Source organism: Shewanella gelidimarina (assembly GCF_023283945.1).
Classification (GTDB): Bacteria; Pseudomonadota; Gammaproteobacteria; order Enterobacterales; family Shewanellaceae; genus Shewanella; species Shewanella gelidimarina.
The window spans coordinates 134,095-156,318 of the sequence record NZ_JAKIKW010000007.1; the positions used below are offsets into that span (position 1 = coordinate 134,095).

The following is a 22,224-nucleotide window of genomic DNA, read 5'->3' on the forward strand; positions in this document are numbered from 1 at the left end:
ATGGAGACTAGGTTCCAGTTATCAAACTGGCGTAAATTCAAGCAAATAAGAGCCTATTTTCTGGAGGTTAAGACAATTGAACTAAGGCAATGCTATGATGAAACTACTTAATAGAAGTTAATAGCCATGATTTTATGCCTTCAAAAACACAGAACACCCTCTTCTGGCACGACTATGAAACATTCGGTGCAAACCCAGCAAAAGACAGACCGTCGCAGTTTGCAGGGATAAGAACAGATATGGACCTCAACATTATTGAGGAACCAGTGACCTTTTATTGTAAGCTGGCAAACGATTATCTCCCCTCGCCAGAAGCTATTTTGATCACTGGGATCACGCCGCAACTGGCTAATCTAAAAGGGATGCCTGAAGCTGAGTTCATGGCTAAAATTAACCAAGAATTCAGCCAAGAAAAAACCTGTGTTGTCGGTTACAACTCAATTAGATTCGATGATGAAGTCACTCGTTATGGCTTTTATCGTAACTTCTTCGATCCCTATGCTAGAGAGTGGCAAAATGACAATAGCCGCTGGGACATCATTGATTTAGTGCGTGCATGTTATGCATTTAGACCCGATGGAATAAACTGGCCACAGAAAGAAGATGGCTCTCCCAGTTTTAAACTTGAACAACTCACTGTTGCTAATGGCCTTAGTCATGAAAAAGCGCACGATGCGATGTCTGATGTTTATGCAACCATTGCTATGGCTAAGCTTATAAAGTCAGTACAGCCTAAGCTCTTCGATTACTACTTCAGCTTACGACGCAAACAAGAAGTCACTAAGCTAATCGACGTGCTAGAAATGAAGCCGTTAGTGCATGTAAGTTCGAAAATTAGCGCGCTAAATGGCTGCACCACATTAATCGCACCGCTTGCCTTTCACTCCACCAATAAAAATTCGGTTATATGTGTCAATCTAACCATGGACGTCACGCCACTCATCGAGTTAACGGCTGAGCAAATTCGAGAACGAATGTACACAAGGCGTGACGATTTAGCTGAAGATGAGCTACCTATTGGCATCAAACAGATCCATATCAACAAAAGCCCATTCCTTGCCGGTGCTAAAACGTTAACCGATGAGAATGCCGCGCGTCTTGATATCGATAAAGCATTTGCCAGAGAGCAATACAAAAAGCTTAGACAGCACCCGGAGATAAGAGAAAAGCTGGTTGCGGTGTTTGATATTGAGTCTGATAGAGTCATTACAGATCCTGATCTTCAGCTTTATAGCGGTGGCTTCTTTAGTCGCGCAGACAAAGCAAAAATGGAGATGATCCGCAATACTAAGCCCGTCAACTTAGCAGCACTTGAGCTGTCATTTGATGATGAACGCCTACCGGAAATGCTATTTCGATATAAAGCACGTAATTATCCTGAAACACTTGATGAGTCAGAACTTCTTCGTTGGCGTGAATTCTGTCAGCCAAGACTCAATGATCCTGACTATATGATCAGGCTTGAAAACATCATTGAAGAAACGGAACAAAATGAAACAAAGCAGAAATTATTACAGGCTTTGTGTCATTATCTTAGAAGTCTTTAGGATTTTCAGACGGCAAAATGCGATCTAGATCGCATTCTATATGTAACAAGCTTACTAGAATGTTATTTCATTAGCGTTAATAAAAAGGCAGTAGCGTATGCAAGACCGATTTTTAAAAAGCATAGCTAATTTACCAGAGTCTCTGGCTAAGGCACTCGTTCCGATTTTAGATAAAGACTTTGCTGGGCACATTGATGCTAAGCAACTTGATGAGTTAAAGACTGCATCACAGATGTCTGAGCAAGATTTATTGTTGGCGCTATTGCCAATATCCGCAGCACTTGCAAGAGTCCCTATCAGCAATTTTTATGTTGGCGCTATTGCTAAAGGTAAAAGTGGTGACATCTATATGGGTGCCAATCTTGAACTTGCTGGTGAAGCACTGTTTCATTCTGTGCATGCCGAACAGAGCGCGATTAGCCATGCTTGGCTAAGTGGTGAACGTCAAATTGAAGATGTCATCGTTAACTTTTCTCCATGTGGGCACTGTCGCCAATTTATGAATGAGCTGGTTGAAGGCCAGAAGGTGAACATCCACCTTCCTGAACAAAAGACTCAACCTCTTTCCCATTATCTACCCTACGCCTTTGGTCCGAGCGATCTGAATATCACAGAGCCCTTGCTAACCAAACAGCAACATACACTAACGCTTGATTCTGCCGACCCGATGATTATTGAGGCTGTAGATCATGCAGGTCTGAGTTACGCTCCGTACACTAAAAATTATGCTGCTGTGGTATTAGAAACAAAAGATGGCGCGACTTATTGTGGCCGTTATGCGGAAAATGCTGCATTTAACCCATCGATGTTACCAATGCAAATGGCCTTATCGACAATGACGCGCCATAATCGCGACTTCAGTGAAATTAATCGTGCAGTGCTCATCGAGTCCTCTAAGGGCATAGTTTCATTAGTGGGTGCGACATTGGATGCACTGCATGCGGTGGCCGCTGTAGAACTTGAACATATCGTGGTTGAACCTGAGTAGCATTTAAGGTGTAAACTGAAAATGGACTGTCTAAAACAGTCCATTTTTTTTATATAAAATAGGCTTAGTTAACGTCTGTTTTTTTCAAGTTTAGCCAGTAAACCAGAGGTATCCCAACGATTGCCTCCCATCGACTGTACTTCCGAATAAAATTGATCTACCAGCGCGGTTAGCGGCAAGTGAGAACCATTGCTACGTGCTTCTTCTAGTGCAATGCCTAAGTCCTTGCGCATCCAGTCAACCGCAAAACCAAAGTTATATTCGCCCTGCCACATTGTTTGATAACGATTTTCCATCTGCCACGATTGCGCAGCGCCTTTACTGATCACTTCAACCACTTTTTCACCGTCTAAACCCGCGCTACGAGCAAAATGCAGACCTTCAGCGAGTCCTTGTACCACGCCCGCGATACAGATTTGATTCACCATCTTGGTCAATTGCCCGGCACCGACGTCACCAAGTCGCTCTACACAGCGTGCATAGGAGTCAATGACTGGTTTAACATCATCAAAAGTCGTTTCTTCACCACCGGCCATGACCGTCAGCACACCGTTTTCGGCCCCTGCTTGCCCACCAGAGACTGGTGCATCGATGAAGCCAACTTCAATTTTGCTTGCAGCAGCTCCGATCTCCCTTGCAACGTCTGCTGAGGCCGTGGTGTGATCAACGAGGATAGCGCCGGGTTTCATACCGGCTAATACTCCGTCTGGCTCAAGTGTTACTTGTTGTAAGTCAGCATCATTGCCAACACAAATAAATACAATGTCTTGGCCTTCTGCTGCCGCTTTGGGAGTGGAATAATATTGTCCTGAAAACTCCTCACACCAAGCCTTAGCTTTAGACTCAGTACGATTATATACCGTCACATCATGACCATTTTTAACCAGATGACCCGCCATGGGATAACCCATCACGCCTAAACCGATGAATGCAACTTTAGCCATTATTATTCCTATTTGTAGGGTTGTTTTATGTTGTTTAAAGGCATTCTACTGCGGTTCGCGTGAACAAAACAGTCTCTCGCAGATAATAAAAAAGCCAGCAAAATGCTAGCTTTCTATTCTTTCATTCAGACTTAGCCCTATAAAGTCACGTGCGCTTCCATTTCTGCACCAATCTTTTTACGCATATCCATTAACCGCACTGCAGACTCACGCAATTCAATATCAGCATCAGTGTTCGGAACCCATTCAGGCACCTGTGTTGGCTGTCCAGCATCGTCAACCGCAACCATAATCAACACACAATGCGTTGTAAGATGCCTTTCAGACTCCTTAGGGTCGCCTGCTTTTACATCAATCCCTAAATGCATTGACGTTCTACCGGTATAAATAACTTTAGCCGTGACCTCAACGATATTCCCAACATGAATCGGCTTAACAAAACGAATTCCGCCAGCATAAGCCGTAATACAATATTTACCACTCCAACCCGCAGCGCAAGCGTAACCCGCGAGATCAATCCATTTCATGACCGCGCCGCCGTGGACTTTACCACCAAAATTAACGTCTGCAGGTTCTGCTAAAAATCGTAACGTGAGCTGTCTATCGGTTCCTGCCATATCGACCTCAATATATAGTAATTTAACCGCTGAGTTTACACCCTTTTACCTCCCATCACATGACAATCCAAACTGAGCCCCGCCAGTAACAGACATTATCCATCAGCAGCGACTATAAACGCGAGTTCTAATATTGGGCATTCGCGTCCACATTCTCCCCAACATAGAGCGCATTAAACTCTTACCGAGTACTGCTATTTCAAGCCTTGAACTTAATCACTGCTCGACATGCTAAATTTCGAATTCCAAAATCGTTTGGGTATAGCTGATTTTTTAGCACAAAAAAGCGCCTTAAAGACGCTTTTTAATCAAATTGATGAACTAGATTTTTTTGAACAGCAATGAGCCGTTAGTACCACCAAACCCAAACGAGTTACATAGACCATACTCAAATTTACAGTCACGTGCAGTATGAGGAACAAAGTCCAAATCACAACCTTCATCTGGATTGTCTAAATTCAACGTTGGCGGAACGACCTGATCTCGAAGTGCTAACAAAGTAACAATAGCTTCAACAGATCCTGCCGCGCCTAAAAGATGCCCTGTCATTGATTTAGTCGAGCTAACGGCTAAGTCGTATGCATGAGCACCAAACGTCGACTTTACCGCTGCAGCCTCCGCTCTATCGCCCGTAGGAGTCGATGTACCATGGGCATTAATGTAGCCGATAGCTTCACGACCGATTTTGGCATCATTTATTGCATTAGCCATTGCTGCTGCTGCGCCTGCGCCATCGCTTGGAGGTGACGTCATGTGGAACGCATCGCCGCTCATACCGAAACCGACAAGCTCACCGTATATGGTTGCACCACGTGCTTTTGCATGTTCGTACTCTTCCATAACCATAACACCAGCACCATCGCCAATGACAAATCCATCACGGTCTTTGTCCCAAGGTCGGCTAGCTGCCAGTGGATCATCGTTACGGGTAGAAAGTGCCTTAGCAGAGCCAAAACCTGCAACCGCTAATGGACAAGTCGCATCTTCTGCGCCACCTGCGACCATGACATCAGCGTCGCCATACGCGATTGTACGCGCCGCAAAACCAATATTATGCACACCTGTAGTACAAGCCGTTGTGACTGCGAAGTTAGGGCCTGTCATGCCGTATTTAATCGACAGGTGACCTGAAATCATATTAATGATGGTGCTTGGTACAAAAAATGGCGACACTTTACGTGGTCCACCTTTCAATAAAGCGCTGTGATTTTTCTCAATCAAAGGTAATCCGCCCATGCCCGCACCAATAGCGGTACCTACACGTCCAGGATCAACCTTGTCCATCTCTAGGCCAGAATCTTCTACAGCTTGTATGCCAGCAGCCATACCGTATTGGATAAACAAATCCATCTTACGGGCATCTTTACGTGACATGTACTGTTCAACGTCAAAGTCTTTAACAGAACCGCTAAAACGAGTAGTGAACTCGCTAGCATCGAATTTGGTTATTGGTGCGATACCACTTTTACCGGAAACCAGTGCTTTCCAAGTTGAATCTACAGTATTGCCCACAGGGCTAACTAGGCCTAAGCCAGTTACGACGACACGACGTTTAGACACGCTATCACCTTTATCTAATTAAAAATGAATTGTTATGATAGTACTAAAGAGTTTGAACTACCAATACCTTCACGAGCCAGGTCTGATTGGTGTATTGAAGCGGAAGCGAGGAAATTATTGCTTAAAGACTTACATCAACCAGCGGCTTTTACAAACAAAAACAGGCGGCATAAATGCCGCCTGTTTTCAGAAATTCTAGATTACTGATTCTTAGAAACGTAATCGATCGCTGCTTGAACAGTAGTGATCTTTTCTGCTTCTTCATCAGGGATCTCGGTATCAAACTCTTCTTCTAGAGCCATAACCAATTCAACAGTGTCTAGAGAATCGGCACCTAAATCGTCAACGAAAGATGCTGCTGATTTAACGTCTTCTTCTTTAACACCTAGTTGCTCGATGATGATTTTCTTTACACGTTCTTCGATGTTGCTCATTGTTTTCTTTCCTATTCAAATTACGCACTTGCGTAAGATTGCGAGTAGTTTATTGAATTTGACAGACATTGCAAGCTTAACTTTTGTGGTCTAACCACAAAATGGGCTCACAGTTGATGCAGATCACCTCTCGAAAGAGGTAATAGCCCGTCATTCACTTAAACCATGTACATTCCACCGTTCACATGGAGAGTTTCTCCAGTGATGTAAGCGGCAGAGTCGGACGCTAAAAAGAGGACTGCGTTAGCAATTTCCTGCGCCTGACCAAGTCTTTCCATTGGAACTTTAGACATAATAGCTTGTTGCTGCTCTTCCGTCAGCTCATCTGTCATGTCTGTCTGGATAAATCCAGGAGCAATAGCATTAACTGTTATTTGACGAGATGCAACCTCTCTTGCAAGAGATTTTGTAAATCCGATCAAACCTGCTTTAGCAGCAGAGTAGTTAGTTTGGCCTGCATTGCCCATGGTGCCTACCACAGAGCCAATATTGATGATGCGCCCATGACGTTTTTTCATCATAGGTCTCATGACCGCTTTTGAAGTGCGAAATATCGAAGTTAGGTTAGTGTCAATAATATCTTGCCACTCATCGTCCTTCATTCGCATCAATAAATTGTCACGAGTAATGCCTGCGTTGTTAACTAAAATATCAACATCGCCGGCTTTTTCTTTAATTGTGCTGAACAAGATTTTAACCGAGTCGCCGTCAGTAACGTTTAAAACAAGACCGTGACCATTATCACCTAAATAGGCTTGAATAGCTTCTGCGCCACGTTCACTTGTTGCTGTCCCTATAACCACAGCACCAGCAGACACTAGAGTCTCTGCTACTGCACGGCCAATACCACGGCTAGCACCCGTTACAAGGGCAACTTTGCCAGTCAGATCAAAACTTATACTCATTAGTCTTCCTTATTCGGTCAATGCAGCGAATGACGCGACATCGTTAATTGCTTTTGCTGTTAGTGAGCGATTGATACGCTTACTAAGCCCAGTCAGTACTTTTCCTGGACCAATTTCAAACAAATCGGTGATACCTTGCGCAGCCATTAGCTCTACAGTTTCCGCCCATCTGACTGGACAATATAATTGACGAACCAATGCAGCTTTAATCTCTTGTGCCGCATTAGGGCTTGCGACATCAACATTATTGATCACTTTTACTGAAGGTACGCTGAATTCAATGTCAATTAGCGCTATTGCAAGTTTATCTGCAGCGGGTTTCATCAATTGGCAATGTGAAGGCACGCTCACGGGTAGCGCAACGGCCATTTTGGCACCGTTTTCTTTACATATTGCCGCAGCGCGTTCTACAGCTGCTTTTTCACCCGCAATCACGACTTGACCAGGACTGTTATAATTAACAGGGCTAACGACTTCGCCTTGAGCGGCTTCTGCGCACGCTGTTGCGATAGCGTCATTGTCTAAACCGATTATGGCAAACATGGCGCCAGTACCGGCTGGAACCGCTTGTTGCATTAGCTGACCACGTAGCTCAACCAATTTAATCGCCGCTTCAAAACCCATCACACCAGCACACACTAGTGCTGAGTATTCACCCAGACTATGACCTGCCATCACCCTTGGTAAACTTTTACCAGAGGCTACATAAGCGCGATAAATTGCAACACTTGCCGCTAATAACGCTGGCTGAGTTTTATCGGTTTGATTCAGTGCTTCAACCGGACCTTGTTGCACGAGTTCCCAAAGGTCATAACCAAGAACGTTGCTTGCTTGAGCAAATGTCTCACCAATAATCGGTTGAGATTCGGCAAGTTCTGCCAACATTCCTAATGCCTGTGAACCCTGTCCTGGGAATACAAAAGCTGTATTTTCCATATTAATCTACCTTTAAAATTGACGTCTTACCGTTAATACGGCTGTTAGAACCGAACTAAAGCACTTCCCCAGGCAAATCCTGCACCGAAGGCTTCAAGTAAAATCATTTGACCACGTTGGATACGCCCATCTCTCACGGCTTCATCTAAGGCAATCGGCACTGACGCAGCAGATGTATTACCATGCTTTGCTAAAGTCAGTACTACTTTATCAAGACTCATGTCCAATTTCTTTGCGGTCGCTTTGATAATTCTAAAATTAGCCTGATGTGGCACCAGCCAATCTATATCAGACTTTTCAATATTATTTTGACGCAATGTTTCAGTGACAACGTGGGAAAGTTGCGTAACTGCAACCTTAAACACGTCGTTACCTTTCATCGTCATGTACCCCAGTTCTTCTGAGTCATCCCCTTTACGCGATGGGATAGAACACTTTAACAAATCAGCTTGACGACCATCAGCATAAATATGCGTTGAAATGATACCTGGTTCTGTGGATGCACTTAATATTGCTGCGCCGGCACCATCGCCAAATAGAATGATAGTCGAACGGTCTTCAGGTTTACACAAACGAGATAATACATCTGCACCGATAACTAACACATTACGCGCTGCACCCGATTTTACATATTGGTCAGCAACCGACAATGCATAAACAAAACCAGAGCATGCCGCTGCAATATCAAATGCCGGAATAGTATGAATGCCAAGCATCGCTTGAATTTCACAAGCCGCGGCGGGGAAAGCATTGCTCGCACTAGTGGTGCCACAAACAATCATATCGATTTCAGTTGCATCAATACCGGCCATTTCGATGGCTTTTAATGCAGCTTGATACCCCATCGTCGCAACAGTTTCTTCTGCTGCAGCGATTCGACGCTCTGAAATACCTGTGCGATCAACGATCCATTGGTCGGTGGTTTCCACCATTTTTTCTAGATCTTGATTACTGCGCACTTGTACCGGTAGATAACTACCAGTACCGAGAATTTTTGTATGCATAAGAAATTTATCAGCTATTAATATCTAAAAGAATCGACTCTAGACGGTCTTCGATCATCTGAGGGAGTCGACGTTGTGCTTCTGTTACTGCCAAGCTTATTGCTTGTAAAAAAGCAGCTTCATCTGCACACCCATGACTTTTTACTACAATTCCGCGCAATCCTATCAGACTTGCGCCATTGTAGTGGTCGGGGTTCATCTGATCTAACAAAGAATGAATGCGTGGCGCTATGATTTTGGCGAGAATACGTACAAAAAAACCATCAGACAGGCCTTTTTTCAACTGGTGTATGAGTAGTCTTGCAATACCTTCCGACGTTTTCAACGTAATATTGCCGACAAAACCATCACACACGATCACATCGACATTACCCGAATAGATCTCATCACCTTCAATAAAACCAGTGTAGTTCACTTGAGGAATTTGTTGCAGTAGTTGACCCGCCTGCTGAACCTGGTCATTACCTTTAATCTCTTCAATACCGACGTTGAGCAAGGCTACCTTTGGTGAAACCGTTTTATCAACCGTTTCACTCAGCACTGAGCCCATCACCGCAAATTGAAGTAAAGTTTCTGAATCGCAAGATACGTTTGCACCTAAGTCTAATAAATAAACAGGCGTGTTATTTACCGCAGGTAAACAGGTAACCAGAGCTGGGCGGTCAATGCCGGGCAAAGTCTTAAGCAGTACTTTGGACATCGCCATTAACGCACCTGTATTACCCGCGCTCAAGCAAGCTTGTGCTTTACCATCACGCACTAATTCTATTGCGAGACGCATAGAGCTTTGCTTACGATTTCTTAAGGCATGGACAGGTCGATCGGACATAGTAACCACTTCGGTTGTATGTTTAATCTCAATACGATTTTTAACTGCTGCTTCAGCAGATACAAGATATTTGTCTATCTGGACTTGATCGCCCACGAGTATGACTTTTAAGAGGGGGTTTAAGCGAAGTGCCTGCAAAGTTGCAGGCACTGTGATGCGGGGACCAAAGTCGCCCCCCATCGCATCTAACGCAAGCGTCAGATTTGTCATCAGGGTCTCAACAATTACTTGTTGATAACCTTTTGACCACGGTAAAAACCATCCGCAGTCACATTGTGACGAAGGTGTAGTTCACCACTCGTTGAATCCACAGACAATTGAGGCGTGCTCAATGAATCATGTGAACGACGCATTCCGCGCTTTGAACGAGATTTTTTGTTCTTTTGTACAGCCATGGGACCAGTCTCCTAGATTACTTGCTCTTCAGTTTTTCTAACACTGCAAACGGATTTGGACGCTCCTCTTGAGCGGGTTCGATCTCGCCTACAACTACGTCTTGTTTACCTTGATGACAATCTTCATTCTCATGCATGGCAATCAAAGGCATAGCGATTATCAATTCATCTTCGATCAATTGATGTAGACGCACTTCGCCAATTTCATTGCACTCAATAGGCTCATACACATCCGGGAGCTCATCGATTTCAGCTTGAGTCTTACAAAGACCAAAACTAAACTCGACCGTAACCTCAGTGGTAAATAGTGTCATACAACGTTGACAATCCAGAGTGAGCTCCGTCACAGCCTTCCCGTTAAGGTAGACTATCCCCTGTATATCTACGCCACATTCAAGCGACACTGCCACATCAGAACAGTCGCCGGCACATAATTCATTTAATCGCTTTAACTGCTTACCGGGCACCAAACCTTCATACGAAAGCTGGCTAGCGGAAGCGCGAACGGGATCAATTGAAACCGGTATCTTTACTGTTTGCATAAGGCGCGCATTTTAGGTGAATTTTAGCAGAAGTCAACACCCTTATTCTTCCAAGGTGATTAACCGCCGATGGATTCAGCTAAGTGAGTTGTTAGGTAACCGCATTGTACAAGAAACCCAAGGCGCATGACATTAAATTTCAGTGGTAAATGCGTTTAAGTGTTCGTAAATCCATCGAAGGCGCAAATTTTGTGATAACCACGTAACTATCGAGGTATTTTCGCATCGAATTAATACCCATCCGGCTAAGCATTAGGCCCGTTTGATGCCGTTTGTTATCCCCCGACTTGAATAAACGGCAAGTAAAATAGACGCACGACTCGCAACGTTAGCTATTAGCACTGGGTAATGAAAATAAACACTGGGTACAAAACCTTTTGCGCTAACCAATCTTAGCCTGACTTATCGTCGAGCCAGCCCTTGATACCCAACTCACGATAGTATGATCAAGCATTGCTATCCCTTCTCTCGCCACCGCGCCCAATACCATGGCAAATAGAATGGTGGGATAAAACGGTCGACTCACGTCACCACTTAAGTGCACCACAACGCTGAGCATAATTAGAATCGCGACCCATAGCTTAAACATATTTATCTCCAAGTGAATGTCTTCTGTGGCTGCATGGTATTCACTAACACCTGTATAACGGCTGAACATTACCTGTTGACATCAATTTACCCTATCAATAGATATTATTACGTAAAATCGAAGTAAGGCCATCATCCATTGATGTCGTCTTGTTAATGATAAAAAAGGCGATGAGTACAATAATGACTTGCTAATGCCATTCATCTTTAGCGAAAATACTTATCTATAAAAATATCTCGATTGCCAACTCTAAGGTTAAACCATGTCAAAAGCGCTTATATTGGCTTCCACATCTCCATTTCGAAAGCAACTCCTAGACAAGCTCAACTTACCCTTCAGCTGCTGTTCTCCTGAAGTCGATGAAACACCTTTAGATAACGAATCCCCAAAAGACTTAGTTCTTAGGCTATCCAAGCTTAAAGCGGCGGCAGGCGCAGCCCAATATACCAAGGGTGTCGTAATTGGTTCTGATCAAGTAGCAGTCATCAATAATCAAATTATTGGCAAACCTCTTAATCGTGAAACCGCAATAGAACAACTGTCACAATCGAGCGGTCAGTCCATTACCTTCTATACAGGACTTGCACTACACGATGTAGAAAGCGGTCAGGTTGAAGCTATCGTTGAACCCTTCATTGTCCACTTTAGGACGCTCACTCATAAAGCCATTAGCCGCTATGTCGACATTGAACAACCTTTTTATTGTGCAGGTAGCTTTAAATGTGAAGGTTTAGGTATTGCACTATTTGAACGCTTAGAAGGTAAGGACCCCAATACATTGATCGGGCTTCCGTTAATCTCTCTCATCGATTTATTGCACCAACAAGGGATAGATGTGTTGTAAATGACCATGTCTGCCGAGACAAAATGAATATGATAAAAGTAGGCACAAGGCTAAGCCGTATCCACAGGAGTGAGCCTACATCTCTTATGAGGATAAGCTGACTCATGTTCAACAGAATGGGATACGGATGAATGAGGTCTGATGCGCCTGAGAGTGGTTTATTACCATATAGCAGAAGTTTTAGCGTTTATCCCACTTTTATCAATGTTCACCACAAGCTCTATTCTGATTTAACAGAAATACAGCAAGCCAAAAATATCGAAGACTTAGCTATCATGGCCGTCTTGCAGCCATATCTAATACCCATAGCATTCTGTATCGGTTCATTCAGTGGGAATTCAGCGCTGAAGGCAAGTCGGGAACTTAAAGCTAATCGTTATTCTCGGCTCTGGCATCCTTCACTCTACCTTCTGCATCTGACCTTCCCTGTAAGGGGAGAAGCGTCTGATGTTGTATGAAAAAATGAACCATTCAATCGTATACCAAGAGTTCCCGCCCTAGCTGGCGGCGCTTAAGCATTCCACAGCAATAGATGCAATAAGCTACTCGACCTCGAAGAGGTAAAACAGAACAATGACAATGATGCTCATAACGCGAGGGAGTGAATATGGAATAAAGTCGTCAAAAGCATGCAAGCTGCAGCAATTGAGACCGATATAATGACAAGGATGGACAATGACGAGTCACCAATCTGGATTGACGAGACCGCGGCACTGTCATCCTACGAGTGTTAACGCTGCTTAGCGTTAAGCCCGAAAGCAAACCTATAAATGACTTATAACACGCTCAATAGCGCTAACGGCGTAGCGATAATGGCTTTGGGCTTAGCTACAATCAGTTTATCGTGGCTATGAGCGCCGTAGCTAACGCCTACCGCATCAATGCCAGCGTTATTTGCCATGTTCAAATCATGCAAAGAGTCACCGACCATCACCGCACGTTCAGGCGCAACATTAAGCTCTTTTAACAACTCGAGTAGCATATCAGGATTAGGCTTACTTTTTGATTCATCAGCGCAGCGGCTAGATTCAAAATGATGACCCAAACCTGTTTCGGCTAAAACGCGATTTAAACCATTTCTCCCCTTGCCTGTCGCCACGGCCATACGATAGTTTCTCGCAGATAGCTGCTTTAGTAACGTTTCGCTATCCTCAAACAATGGGCTTGGTGTGGTGTTTAGCGTTAAGTAATGCTCTTTATACGAGGCTATCATTGGCTCAAAGTTAGCTTGCTCCAACAATGGATAAAGTGTCTTAAGCGCTTCATCCATAGATAAACCAATAATATCACGAATGGCGTTTTCGCTCGGCTTAACTAAAGATAGAGAATCAGCCATCTGTTGCATACAGGTCACAATTTTACTGATGGAATCCATTAAGGTTCCATCCCAATCAAAAATGACGAGTTCGTATGACTTCATGTTCATGCTTTTTTAAGCTTGGCTAACGTTGATTCTAGAACAGGATCCATTGGCGCTTTCACTTCCATCATCTCTTCAGTGTCAGGATGAATAAATCTAAGCTGAGCGGCGTGTAAAAAGAGTCTATTCAATCCGTGGACACGCATCGAATCATCAAATTTCTGTTCGCTGTACTTTTCATCACACGCTATAGGGTGACCCGCATATTGGCAATGCACACGAATTTGATGAGTTCGCCCCGTGATAGGACTTGCTTGAACAAGCGTTGCATCACTATAACGTTGCATGATCTTAAAGCGGGTTTCACACTCTTTACCCTCTTTATTGACTCTAACGATGCGCTCACCAGATTTAAGCGTTAGTTTTAATAAAGGTGCTTTGACTGCCTTATCATGCTTCTGCCACTCACCTCTAACAAGCGCTAGGTAATCTTTTTGCATCTTCTTAGATCTAAGTTGATCATGTAGATGTTTTAGCGCACTGCGTTTCTTGGCAATGAGCAACAGGCCTGAAGTGTCTTTATCTAAGCGATGAACCAGTTCTAAAAACTTCTGCTGAGTGCGTAACGAACGCATTGCTTCAATAACACCAAAATCAACACCACTGCCACCATGCACTGCGATACCCGATGGTTTATTCAGTACTATAATAAACTTATCTTCGTAGATAATACGGTCTTCTAACTGCGAGACCTTGGTTAATTTAGCTGACGGCCCAGGACGTTCACTCGAATCAGAGACACGCATAGGCGGGATACGCACGATATCTCCATCTTGTAATTTGTACTCAGGTTTAATACGTTTCTTATTAACCCTGACCTCCCCTTTACGTACAATCCGATAGATCATACTTTTAGGAACGCCTTTCAATTTAGTTAACAAATAATTATCGATACGCTGTCCGGTATGGTCTTCATCGATGGTAACCATTCGAACTTCTACTTTAGGAGATGGAGTATTCATGCTGCGCCGCTATGTGTTTCGTTGTGCATATTGTACAACAAGTGAAAAGAATTGTGCCTTTTCAATTGCTGATTTTATCTATTATTGCTATATTTCTCTCGCTAACGGGGATAACCAGTGGATAAAGTGTTCACAAATCCCCCATGCATCACGTTAAAGCATGAGACTAAAAATGTTTACGGTTTGATAGTAAATAATTGATTTACAGGTCGTTGTATCAATCAAAAGGTCAATAAATGGACCTTCACGACTAAATCAAAACGTAATCCCAACTTACAACTGGTTTCTCTGCTTTAAACGCCCCAATTTCGAAGAATAATTTTAACTCGTCGTCAGACGTTACCATTTCGAATTGGCATTACCGGAAAGTATTTAAGAATTTATGGGGTTGGTTGACGTTTTACAACGAATTCCTTGTTTTTGTAAACATTAAAAAATAAGCCATAAATAGGATGCGACACGCAGAGAATGCGTCTAACAGCAATGCGCACCTTGCCTAGAGACCGACCGTGAGGTCCTGTTTTTTAATCCTAGGCCCGTAATGCAGTGAAATAAGTATCGTTTGATGACCTTTATTAAAGAAGAATTAAATCATCATGAAACGGATGTTAATCAATGCAACTCAATCTGAAGAGTTGCGCGTAGCCCTAGTTGATGGGCAACAATTATACGATCTAGATATTGAAAGCCCAGGTCACGAACAAAAGAAATCAAATATCTATAAAGGGACGATCACTCGAGTAGAGCCGTCTTTAGAAGCTGCTTTTGTTGACTATGGTGCCGACCGCCATGGCTTTCTCCCTTTAAAAGAGATCGCACGCGAATATTTTCCAAAAGGTTACTCTTTCCAAGGACGTCCTAACATTAAGGAAGTCATAAAAGAAGGCCAAGAAGTTATTATTCAAATTGATAAAGAGGAGCGTGGCAACAAAGGCGCTGCACTCACAACTTTTATCAGTCTTGCGGGTTCTTATCTTGTATTAATGCCAAATAATCCACGTGCTGGCGGTATTTCTCGTCGTATTGAGGGTGACGAACGTACTGAGTTAAAAGCGGCACTTTCTGAGCTTGATATTCCACAAGGTATGGGCCTCATCGTTCGTACTGCGGGCGTAGGAAAAGAGCCAACTGAATTGAAGTGGGACCTAAAAGTTCTACAACATCACTGGGCTGCAATTAAAGAATCGGCTGAAAGTGCGCCGGCTCCTTTCTTAATCCACCAAGAAAGCAACGTGATTGTTCGTGCTATCCGCGACTATTTACGTCGTGACGTTGGTGAGATCCTAATCGATCACCCACGTATTTATGAAGAAGCTAAAGAGCACGTTTCGTTAGTACGTCCTGACTTTGTTGAGCGTATTAAGCGTTATGATGCTGAAGTGCCGCTATTTACGCATTTCCAAATCGAAACCCAAATTGAATCGGCCTTCCAACGTGAAGTTCGCTTACCCTCTGGTGGTTCGATTGTTATCGACCCAACAGAAGCACTAACCTCTATTGATATTAACTCTGCCCGTGCCACTAAGGGCGGCGATATTGAAGAGACAGCGCTAAACACTAACCTAGAAGCGGCCGACGAAATTGCACGTCAATTACGTCTACGTGATTTAGGTGGTTTAGTGGTTATCGATTTCATCGATATGACCCCAGTTCGCAATCAACGTGAAGTTGAAAAGCGTATGCAAGATGCTGTTCATCATGACCGAGCACGCGTCCAATTAGGCCGTATATCACGCTTTGGTTTGATGGAGATGTCACGCCAACGTTTGCGCCCTTCTCTAGAAGAGTCAGCAGCTCACCTTTGTCCACGTTGTCATGGACAAGGCACCGTTCGCGGGACTGAGTCACTTGCCCTTTCAATTTTGCGTTTGATGGAAGAAGAAGCCATCAAAGAAAACACATCGCAAATTGAAGCAATTGTTCCTGTTGATGTTGCTGCGTTCCTATTGAACGAAAAGCGTAAAGCAATTCGTATCACCGAAGAACGTCACAATGTTGAAGTGTATGTGATCCCAGATCCAAACATGACCACACCTGATTATCGCGTTGTACGTCATCGTAAAGATGACCAAATCAGCGAATCTAGCTATAAATTGCTTGAGCAAGAAGAAGCTAAGCTTTACGAGCCTCGTAAACTTGAAAGAGCTGCGCCACCACAGCCAGCATTGAAAGGTTTCTCAACGCCACAAATAGCAGCGCCTACACCAGCAGAAGCTAAACCCGCACCAGTGAAACCAGCTGAGCCCGGTTTATTTGCTAAAATTGCAGCCGCTATCGGCTCACTTTTTAGTAGCAGTGAAGAAGTAAAGGTTGAACCTAAGCAGCAAGATAAATCAAGCCGCACTGGTCAAGCACGTAACAATAATCGTCGCAATAGCAATAACCGTCGCAACGACCCTCGCCGCAACCGCAATGAAGGTCGTAGTGACAGTGAGCAAGGTAAAGATACGCGTACTAAGAGCAATCGCAGTGACGCTAATGAAAACCAAGCAAAAGTGCAAGAAGAGACTAAACGTCCACAACGTAGCGAAAAGCCACGTAAGGCCGTAGAAACAACTAGCACCGAAACTGTCGAGCCTAAGCAAGAAGCTGCACGTGAGCGTCGTCAACGTCGTAACATGCGCCGTAAAGTTCGCGTCAGTAACGAGCAAGAAGAAACTAAAGCAGTGGTAGCTCAAGCTGAAGAGCCTGTTCAAACACAAGCTGTTGCAGATGATAAGCCCGCTCGTCCTAAGCGTCAGCCTCGTAAGCCAAGAGCTAAAGTTGAAACAGTAGAAAATACTGAAGCAACTGATGACGCTGTTGCAGTAGTGGCTAACGTTGAAGTCGCAAATGTTGTTGAAACCAACACAGCGACAGATACAACGCCTATGACTGAAGTTGTTTCAACACCGATTGAATCAGCTGAGTCAGTTGCCATTGATCAAGCTGAAGATGCAACGGCAACAGATGATAAATCACGTGAGCCTCGAGAAGGTCAGCGTAGAAGCCGTCGTAGTCCTCGTCACCTTCGTGCCGCTGGCCAACGTCGTCGTCGCGATGAAGATGAAAACACCTCTGAGACTCCAGCATTTACACCAAATGACATGGTCGAAGTTGAAACGCCAGCTCAAGCTTATGAAACTCACGAAGAAGCACCTGTTGCTAAAGTTAATGAGCCTAAAGTTGAAGCTGCTCCTGTTGAAGTCTACGTTAAAGCCGAAACAGTAAAAGCTGAGCCTGTTGCAGTTGAAGCCGAAGCTGTAAAAGCTGAAGCTAAACCTGTTGAAGCTAAAGCTAACTCAGTAGCAAGTTCATCAGCGATGAATACATCACCGGCTTACAAGCCTGCGACTGAAGTTAAAGCTCCTGCTCCTGCAGCTAACGTGGTTGAAGCACCTGTTGTTGCTAAGCCTGCACCAGCGGTTACGGCAGAAGTAAAACAAGAGTCTAGCCCAGTTGTAACGGCTGAGCCTGTTAAAACAGCTATTGCAGTAAAACCTGTAGAAGCGGTTAGCTCAAAGGCTGTATCTGCACCAATGGCAAAACCAGTAGCCATTAAGCCTACTGAAAGTAAAGCTGTTGAAGTCGAAGCGGTTGCACAGCCTGCGGTAACTGAAGCAAAGCCTGTTGCTAAAGCTAAGCCAGCAAGTCGTTTTGGTTCAATGGTTATGTCTGATACGACAAAGCCCGTTGTTAACGTTAGAGAGAACATAGAGACCCCAGCTGGTCGCCAATATGAAACCTCTGAACAAAATGATGAAGTAAAATCAAGAGTTTCAAACAGTGCTAACTCGGATATGACTCGCACCTAATCTAGATTTAGACTCGCGACAAAAAAGCCATGCTGAAGAGCATGGCTTTTTTATTTTAAAACAACGTGAATTTTGATAGTATTCGCGCCCAGACTTATTCCTATTCAACAAACTGTTAACAGAGGTTAAATGTTCGATCTCATTCGTCACAAAACGGCCAGTTCAAGAGCTGACTTACTTTCAGGCTTAACCGTCGCCCTTGCTTTAGTACCAGAAGCGGTAGCATTTGCTTTCGTAGCGGGTGTTGAACCTATGGTCGGTTTATATGCCGCCTTTATCATGGGATTGATCACTGCCGTTATTGGTGGCCGCCCAGGTATGATTTCTGGTGCTACTGGCGCTATGGCTGTTGTTATGGTCGCACTCGTTGCCGAACATGGCGTGCCATACCTTTTTGCCGCGGTTGTACTCGCCGGTCTCATTCAAGTCTCAGCGGGTGTTCTTAAGCTCGGTAAATTTATCCGTATTGTGCCCTACCCAGTCATGATAGGTTTTGTTAATGGCTTAGCGATTGTTATTTTCTTAGCGCAGCTAGGACAATTTCAAACACCTGACGCTAATGGTGTTATGAGCTGGTTACCTCAAGACCAACTAATACTGATGTTAGGTCTTGTGGCTGTTACCATGGCAATCATTCAATTTTTGCCAAAGCTAACGACTGCGATCCCATCGTCACTAGCTGCCATTCTAACCGTGACTTTGCTGGTCACCTTCTTAAATCTAGATACGCGTACAGTATTGGATTTTCTGAAATCAATGAGCGGTGATGAACACGCAACAATCGCGGGTAGCTTACCAACCTTCTCTATACCGGCTGTTGAATTTAGTTTAGCAACCCTTTATATCATCCTACCTTATTCACTTATTCTAGCCGCTGTTGGCCTGATTGAGTCGCTATTAACATTGACCGTCATTGATGAAATGACAGGTACTCGTGGTCGTGGTAACAAAGAGTGTATTGGTCAAGGTGTTGGTAACATCACTAGTGGTTTCTTTGGCGCTATGGGTGGTTGCGCGATGATTGGTCAATCAATGATCAACATTAACTCTGGCGGCCGTGGTCGTCTATCAGGGATCTCGGCAGCACTAGCCCTACTTGCCTTTATCTTGTTCGGCTCATCATTAATAGAAATGATCCCGCTTGCAGCACTTGTTGGCGTGATGTTCATGGTGGTGTTAGGTACATTTGAATGGGCTAGCTTTAAAGTCATGCGCAAAGTACCTAAACACGATGCGTTTGTGATTATCCTAGTGACAATCGTGACAGTATTCACTGATTTAGCATTTGCAGTGTTTGTTGGTGTAATTGTGTCAGCATTAGTCTTTGCATGGGAACATGCAAAACATATCAACGTAGAGATCAGCGAAGATAAAAATGGCTGGAAAGTTTATAAGCTAAATGGTCCATTGTTTTTCGGTTCAGTTGCTGAATTTTTAGACCTTTTTCCGGCTAAAACAGATCCTGAAGATGTGATCGTCGACTTCCAGAACTCTCGCGTTTGTGACCACTCTGCACTTGATGCTATCGATACCTTAGCTGAGCGTTATGTCAGTGAAGGTAAAAAACTGCATTTACGTCATCTCAGTAATGACTGTAAAGAGTTACTGCATAAAGCAGGTGACTTAGTTGAAGTTAACTTAATTGAAGATCCTCACTATAAAGTGGCTGACGATAAGCTCGATTCATAAGCGTTTACATCAGCAATAAAAAAGACGAGCTAAATAGCTCGTCTTTTTTTGTCTGCGATTGACTGCCTATTTCACGACTTATCTTTCATTAACTCTGCAAAGAGTACTTTTACTTTATCGACTTTAGGTTTAACGATAATTTGACAATAAGGTTGCTCACCATTAAGTTCAAAATAGTCTTTATGCCCATCTTCAGCAGCAAAAAAACCATTAAAAGCTGAGACTTCAGTCACTATCGGGTTTTGCCATACGCCCGCATCAGTCATCGTAGCAATCATGCCGTTAGCAATTTCAGCCTGCTTCTCACTATGAATAAACACAACGGAGCGATACTGTGGCCCGCTATCGTTTCCTTGCCTGTTTAACGTAGTTGGATCATGGCTTTGCCAAAATACGGCTAACAGGTTGTCGTAGCTAATGATCTTAGGATCAAACTCAATATGCACAACCTCAGCATGGCTTGTCATGCCACTGCATACCGCCCTGTAATTGGCATCATCAGCATCACCTCCAGCATAACCAGAAACAACACTATTAACGCCTTTTAAAGCCGTAAAAACCGCTTCTGTACACCAAAAGCAACCGCCACCAAAGGTAGCCAATTCATACTGTTGTTCAACGATAGGCGTGATTGATGCTGACTTAAAGGTCATCGATACCGAATTAACACAGTGTCTGACATTCTTAGGAGTGAGAAACTCCCCTTCAAATACATGGCCTAAATGTCCATCACACTGTGCACAGACGATTTCAACACGTTGACCATCAGCATCAATATTGCGTTTTACCGCGCCGCTAATTTCATCATCAAAGGCTGGCCAACCACAATGGGCATTAAACTTACTGTCTGAGTTGTACAAAGGCGCATCGCATTTCTTACAACAATAAGTTCCTTCAGCTTCGTGCTGATAATACTCTCCGCTAAAAGGTCTTTCAGTGCCTTTTTGCTCTATGACTTGTTTTTCAAATTCTGTCAGTTTATGCATGATAACTACTCTATCTATACTTTATATCTTGATCCACATAGACCATAGATCCAACCAAATGCTTTCATATACCATCACTAATCGGCCATTTTATGGCGCAATTTGTATATCCGATAAATCAACACCCGCTCTATATTCTAGCCAATAATGCCACAGAACAGCGTGAATGTTGCTTACTTAACAAAAAACATTAATTTTTTTAGCCGTATAATACTCAGCAGTGTTAATTGATAACACCCTAATATCTAATGTATTAATGTCTATCTCAATGACACTATTCATCTTGGTAAACAATAACCGATGTGATCTAAATCACTAACGTTTGCGTCGCGGTATTCGCGCCGCTAAACTTGCCCCGGGCTAACTAAAAATAAGAATAGACAATATGATTTTAGAGACAATTGATTATAGAGCGACCGGCAGTGCAGAAAAATTTGTAAAATCACTGCGTGACACTGGCTTTGGCGTTTTAAGTAACCATCCAATCGACAAACAACTCGTCGAAGATATCTACACCGAGTGGCAAGCGTTCTTTAATACCGACGAAAAAAGACAATTTCTATTTAAACCTGAAACACAAGATGGATTTTTCCCTGCGGAAATTTCGGAAACAGCCAAAGGCCACACCGTTAAAGATATCAAAGAGTATTACCATATCTATCCATGGGGACGTATTCCTGAGCAACTAAAAGCCAACATTTTAAAGTATTATGACCACGCAAATAGCTTAGCGGCGGAACTGCTTGAATGGGTAGAGCTATATTCACCAGCAGAAGTGAAAGATAAGTTCTCAATCGCGTTACCAAAAATGATAGAAGACAGCCAAAAAACACTTTTACGCGTACTACACTATCCGCCAATGTCGGGTAATGAAGAAGCCGGTGCTATCCGCGCTGCTGCGCACGAAGACATCAATTTGCTGACGGTACTCCCTGCAGCAAACGAGCCGGGTCTGCAAGTTCAGCTAAAAGACAACTCTTGGATCGATGTGCCAAGCGACTTTGGTAATATCATTATCAACATCGGTGACATGTTGCAAGAGGCATCAGGTGGCTATTTCCCATCGACTAGCCATAGGGTAATTAACCCTGAAGGCAGCGATGTGACCAAGGCTCGAGTCTCTCTGCCGCTGTTTTTACACCCTAATCCTGAAGTAAAATTATCAGAGAACTACACCGCGGATAGCTATTTAATGGAACGACTACGTGAATTAGGCGTAATTTAGCCTCTATTACATTC

General features: G+C 43.7%; 20 protein-coding genes. 6 read left to right on the top strand and 14 right to left on the bottom strand.

Annotated features, from left to right (window positions below; all coding sequences use genetic code 11):
- Positions 1–134: 134 nt before the first annotated feature.
- Together sbcB and cdd are read left to right on the top strand one after the other, a co-directional pair.
- A complete protein-coding gene (gene sbcB, locus L2729_RS08530) occupies positions 135–1,547 on the top strand; it encodes an exodeoxyribonuclease I (RefSeq protein ID WP_248987891.1) in 1,413 nt (470 codons plus the stop codon).
- Between the two features lie 97 nt (positions 1,548–1,644).
- Positions 1,645–2,535: a cytidine deaminase gene (gene cdd / locus L2729_RS08535; protein WP_248987892.1), complete on the top strand. Its 891-nt coding sequence runs from the start codon at positions 1,645–1,647 to the stop codon at positions 2,533–2,535.
- 68 nt (positions 2,536–2,603) lie between these two features.
- Here the strand turns inward: cdd and L2729_RS08540 are convergent, their stop codons facing one another.
- From L2729_RS08540 to L2729_RS08590, 11 genes are all read right to left on the bottom strand, one after another.
- A complete protein-coding gene (locus L2729_RS08540; protein ID WP_248987893.1) occupies positions 2,604–3,479 on the bottom strand; it encodes an NAD(P)-dependent oxidoreductase in 876 nt (291 codons plus the stop codon).
- Between the two features lie 137 nt (positions 3,480–3,616).
- Positions 3,617–4,096 carry an acyl-CoA thioesterase gene (locus L2729_RS08545; protein WP_248987894.1) on the bottom strand — a complete coding sequence of 160 codons (480 nt, stop codon included), beginning with the start codon at positions 4,094–4,096 and terminating at the stop codon, positions 3,617–3,619.
- A gap of 321 nt (positions 4,097–4,417) precedes the next feature.
- A complete protein-coding gene (fabF, locus tag L2729_RS08550) occupies positions 4,418–5,656 on the bottom strand; it encodes a beta-ketoacyl-ACP synthase II (RefSeq protein ID WP_248987895.1) in 1,239 nt (412 codons plus the stop codon).
- 200 nt (positions 5,657–5,856) lie between these two features.
- Positions 5,857–6,090, bottom strand: coding sequence for an acyl carrier protein (gene acpP / locus L2729_RS08555; RefSeq protein ID WP_011496723.1), 234 nt, complete (start codon positions 6,088–6,090; stop codon positions 5,857–5,859).
- Positions 6,091–6,248: 158 nt separating this feature from the next.
- A complete protein-coding gene (gene fabG, locus L2729_RS08560) occupies positions 6,249–6,995 on the bottom strand; it encodes a 3-oxoacyl-ACP reductase FabG (protein ID WP_248987896.1) in 747 nt (248 codons plus the stop codon).
- A gap of 9 nt (positions 6,996–7,004) precedes the next feature.
- A complete protein-coding gene (gene fabD / locus L2729_RS08565; RefSeq protein ID WP_248987897.1) occupies positions 7,005–7,931 on the bottom strand; it encodes an ACP S-malonyltransferase in 927 nt (308 codons plus the stop codon).
- A gap of 44 nt (positions 7,932–7,975) precedes the next feature.
- A complete protein-coding gene (locus tag L2729_RS08570; RefSeq protein ID WP_248987898.1) occupies positions 7,976–8,935 on the bottom strand; it encodes a beta-ketoacyl-ACP synthase III in 960 nt (319 codons plus the stop codon).
- A 10-nt stretch (positions 8,936–8,945) separates the two neighbouring features.
- Positions 8,946–9,974, bottom strand: coding sequence for a phosphate acyltransferase PlsX (gene plsX, locus L2729_RS08575; protein ID WP_248987899.1), 1,029 nt, complete (start codon positions 9,972–9,974; stop codon positions 8,946–8,948).
- 14 nt (positions 9,975–9,988) lie between these two features.
- Positions 9,989–10,159, bottom strand: a complete 171-nt coding sequence (gene rpmF, locus L2729_RS08580) for a 50S ribosomal protein L32 (protein WP_012142966.1) — start codon at positions 10,157–10,159, stop codon at positions 9,989–9,991.
- A gap of 17 nt (positions 10,160–10,176) precedes the next feature.
- Positions 10,177–10,701 (bottom strand): 23S rRNA accumulation protein YceD, encoded by a 525-nt coding sequence (gene yceD / locus L2729_RS08585; RefSeq protein ID WP_248987900.1) that lies wholly within the window; start codon positions 10,699–10,701, stop codon positions 10,177–10,179.
- Between the two features lie 382 nt (positions 10,702–11,083).
- Complete coding sequence (locus tag L2729_RS08590; RefSeq protein WP_248987901.1) at positions 11,084–11,290, bottom strand: hypothetical protein; 207 nt, start codon at positions 11,288–11,290, stop codon at positions 11,084–11,086.
- A 262-nt stretch (positions 11,291–11,552) separates the two neighbouring features.
- On the opposite strand from L2729_RS08590, the gene L2729_RS08595 reads away from it, so the two are divergent.
- Entirely contained in the window at positions 11,553–12,134 is a 582-nt protein-coding gene (locus L2729_RS08595) for a Maf family protein (RefSeq protein WP_248987902.1), read from the top strand.
- Positions 12,135–12,909: 775 nt separating this feature from the next.
- Here the strand turns inward: L2729_RS08595 and L2729_RS08600 are convergent.
- Positions 12,910–13,554: an HAD-IA family hydrolase gene (locus L2729_RS08600; protein ID WP_248987903.1), complete on the bottom strand. Its 645-nt coding sequence runs from the start codon at positions 13,552–13,554 to the stop codon at positions 12,910–12,912.
- Positions 13,555–13,556: 2 nt separating this feature from the next.
- Positions 13,557–14,516: a 23S rRNA pseudouridine(955/2504/2580) synthase RluC gene (rluC, locus tag L2729_RS08605; protein WP_248987904.1), complete on the bottom strand. Its 960-nt coding sequence runs from the start codon at positions 14,514–14,516 to the stop codon at positions 13,557–13,559.
- Positions 14,517–15,112: 596 nt separating this feature from the next.
- Here rluC and rne point away from each other — a divergent pair.
- Positions 15,113–18,310, top strand: coding sequence for a ribonuclease E (gene rne / locus L2729_RS08610; protein ID WP_248987905.1), 3,198 nt, complete (start codon positions 15,113–15,115; stop codon positions 18,308–18,310).
- A 129-nt stretch (positions 18,311–18,439) separates the two neighbouring features.
- Positions 18,440–19,999 carry a SulP family inorganic anion transporter gene (locus tag L2729_RS08615; protein ID WP_248987906.1) on the top strand — a complete coding sequence of 520 codons (1,560 nt, stop codon included), beginning with the start codon at positions 18,440–18,442 and terminating at the stop codon, positions 19,997–19,999.
- A 71-nt stretch (positions 20,000–20,070) separates the two neighbouring features.
- On the opposite strand, the gene L2729_RS08620 is transcribed toward L2729_RS08615, so the two are convergent.
- On the bottom strand, positions 20,071–20,985 hold the full coding sequence (locus tag L2729_RS08620; RefSeq protein ID WP_248987907.1) for a bifunctional methionine sulfoxide reductase B/A protein: 915 nt from the start codon (positions 20,983–20,985) through the stop codon (positions 20,071–20,073).
- Positions 20,986–21,370: 385 nt separating this feature from the next.
- On the opposite strand from L2729_RS08620, the gene L2729_RS08625 reads away from it, so the two are divergent.
- Positions 21,371–22,210, top strand: a complete 840-nt coding sequence (locus L2729_RS08625) for an isopenicillin N synthase family dioxygenase (protein ID WP_248987908.1) — start codon at positions 21,371–21,373, stop codon at positions 22,208–22,210.
- Positions 22,211–22,224 lie beyond the last annotated feature (14 nt).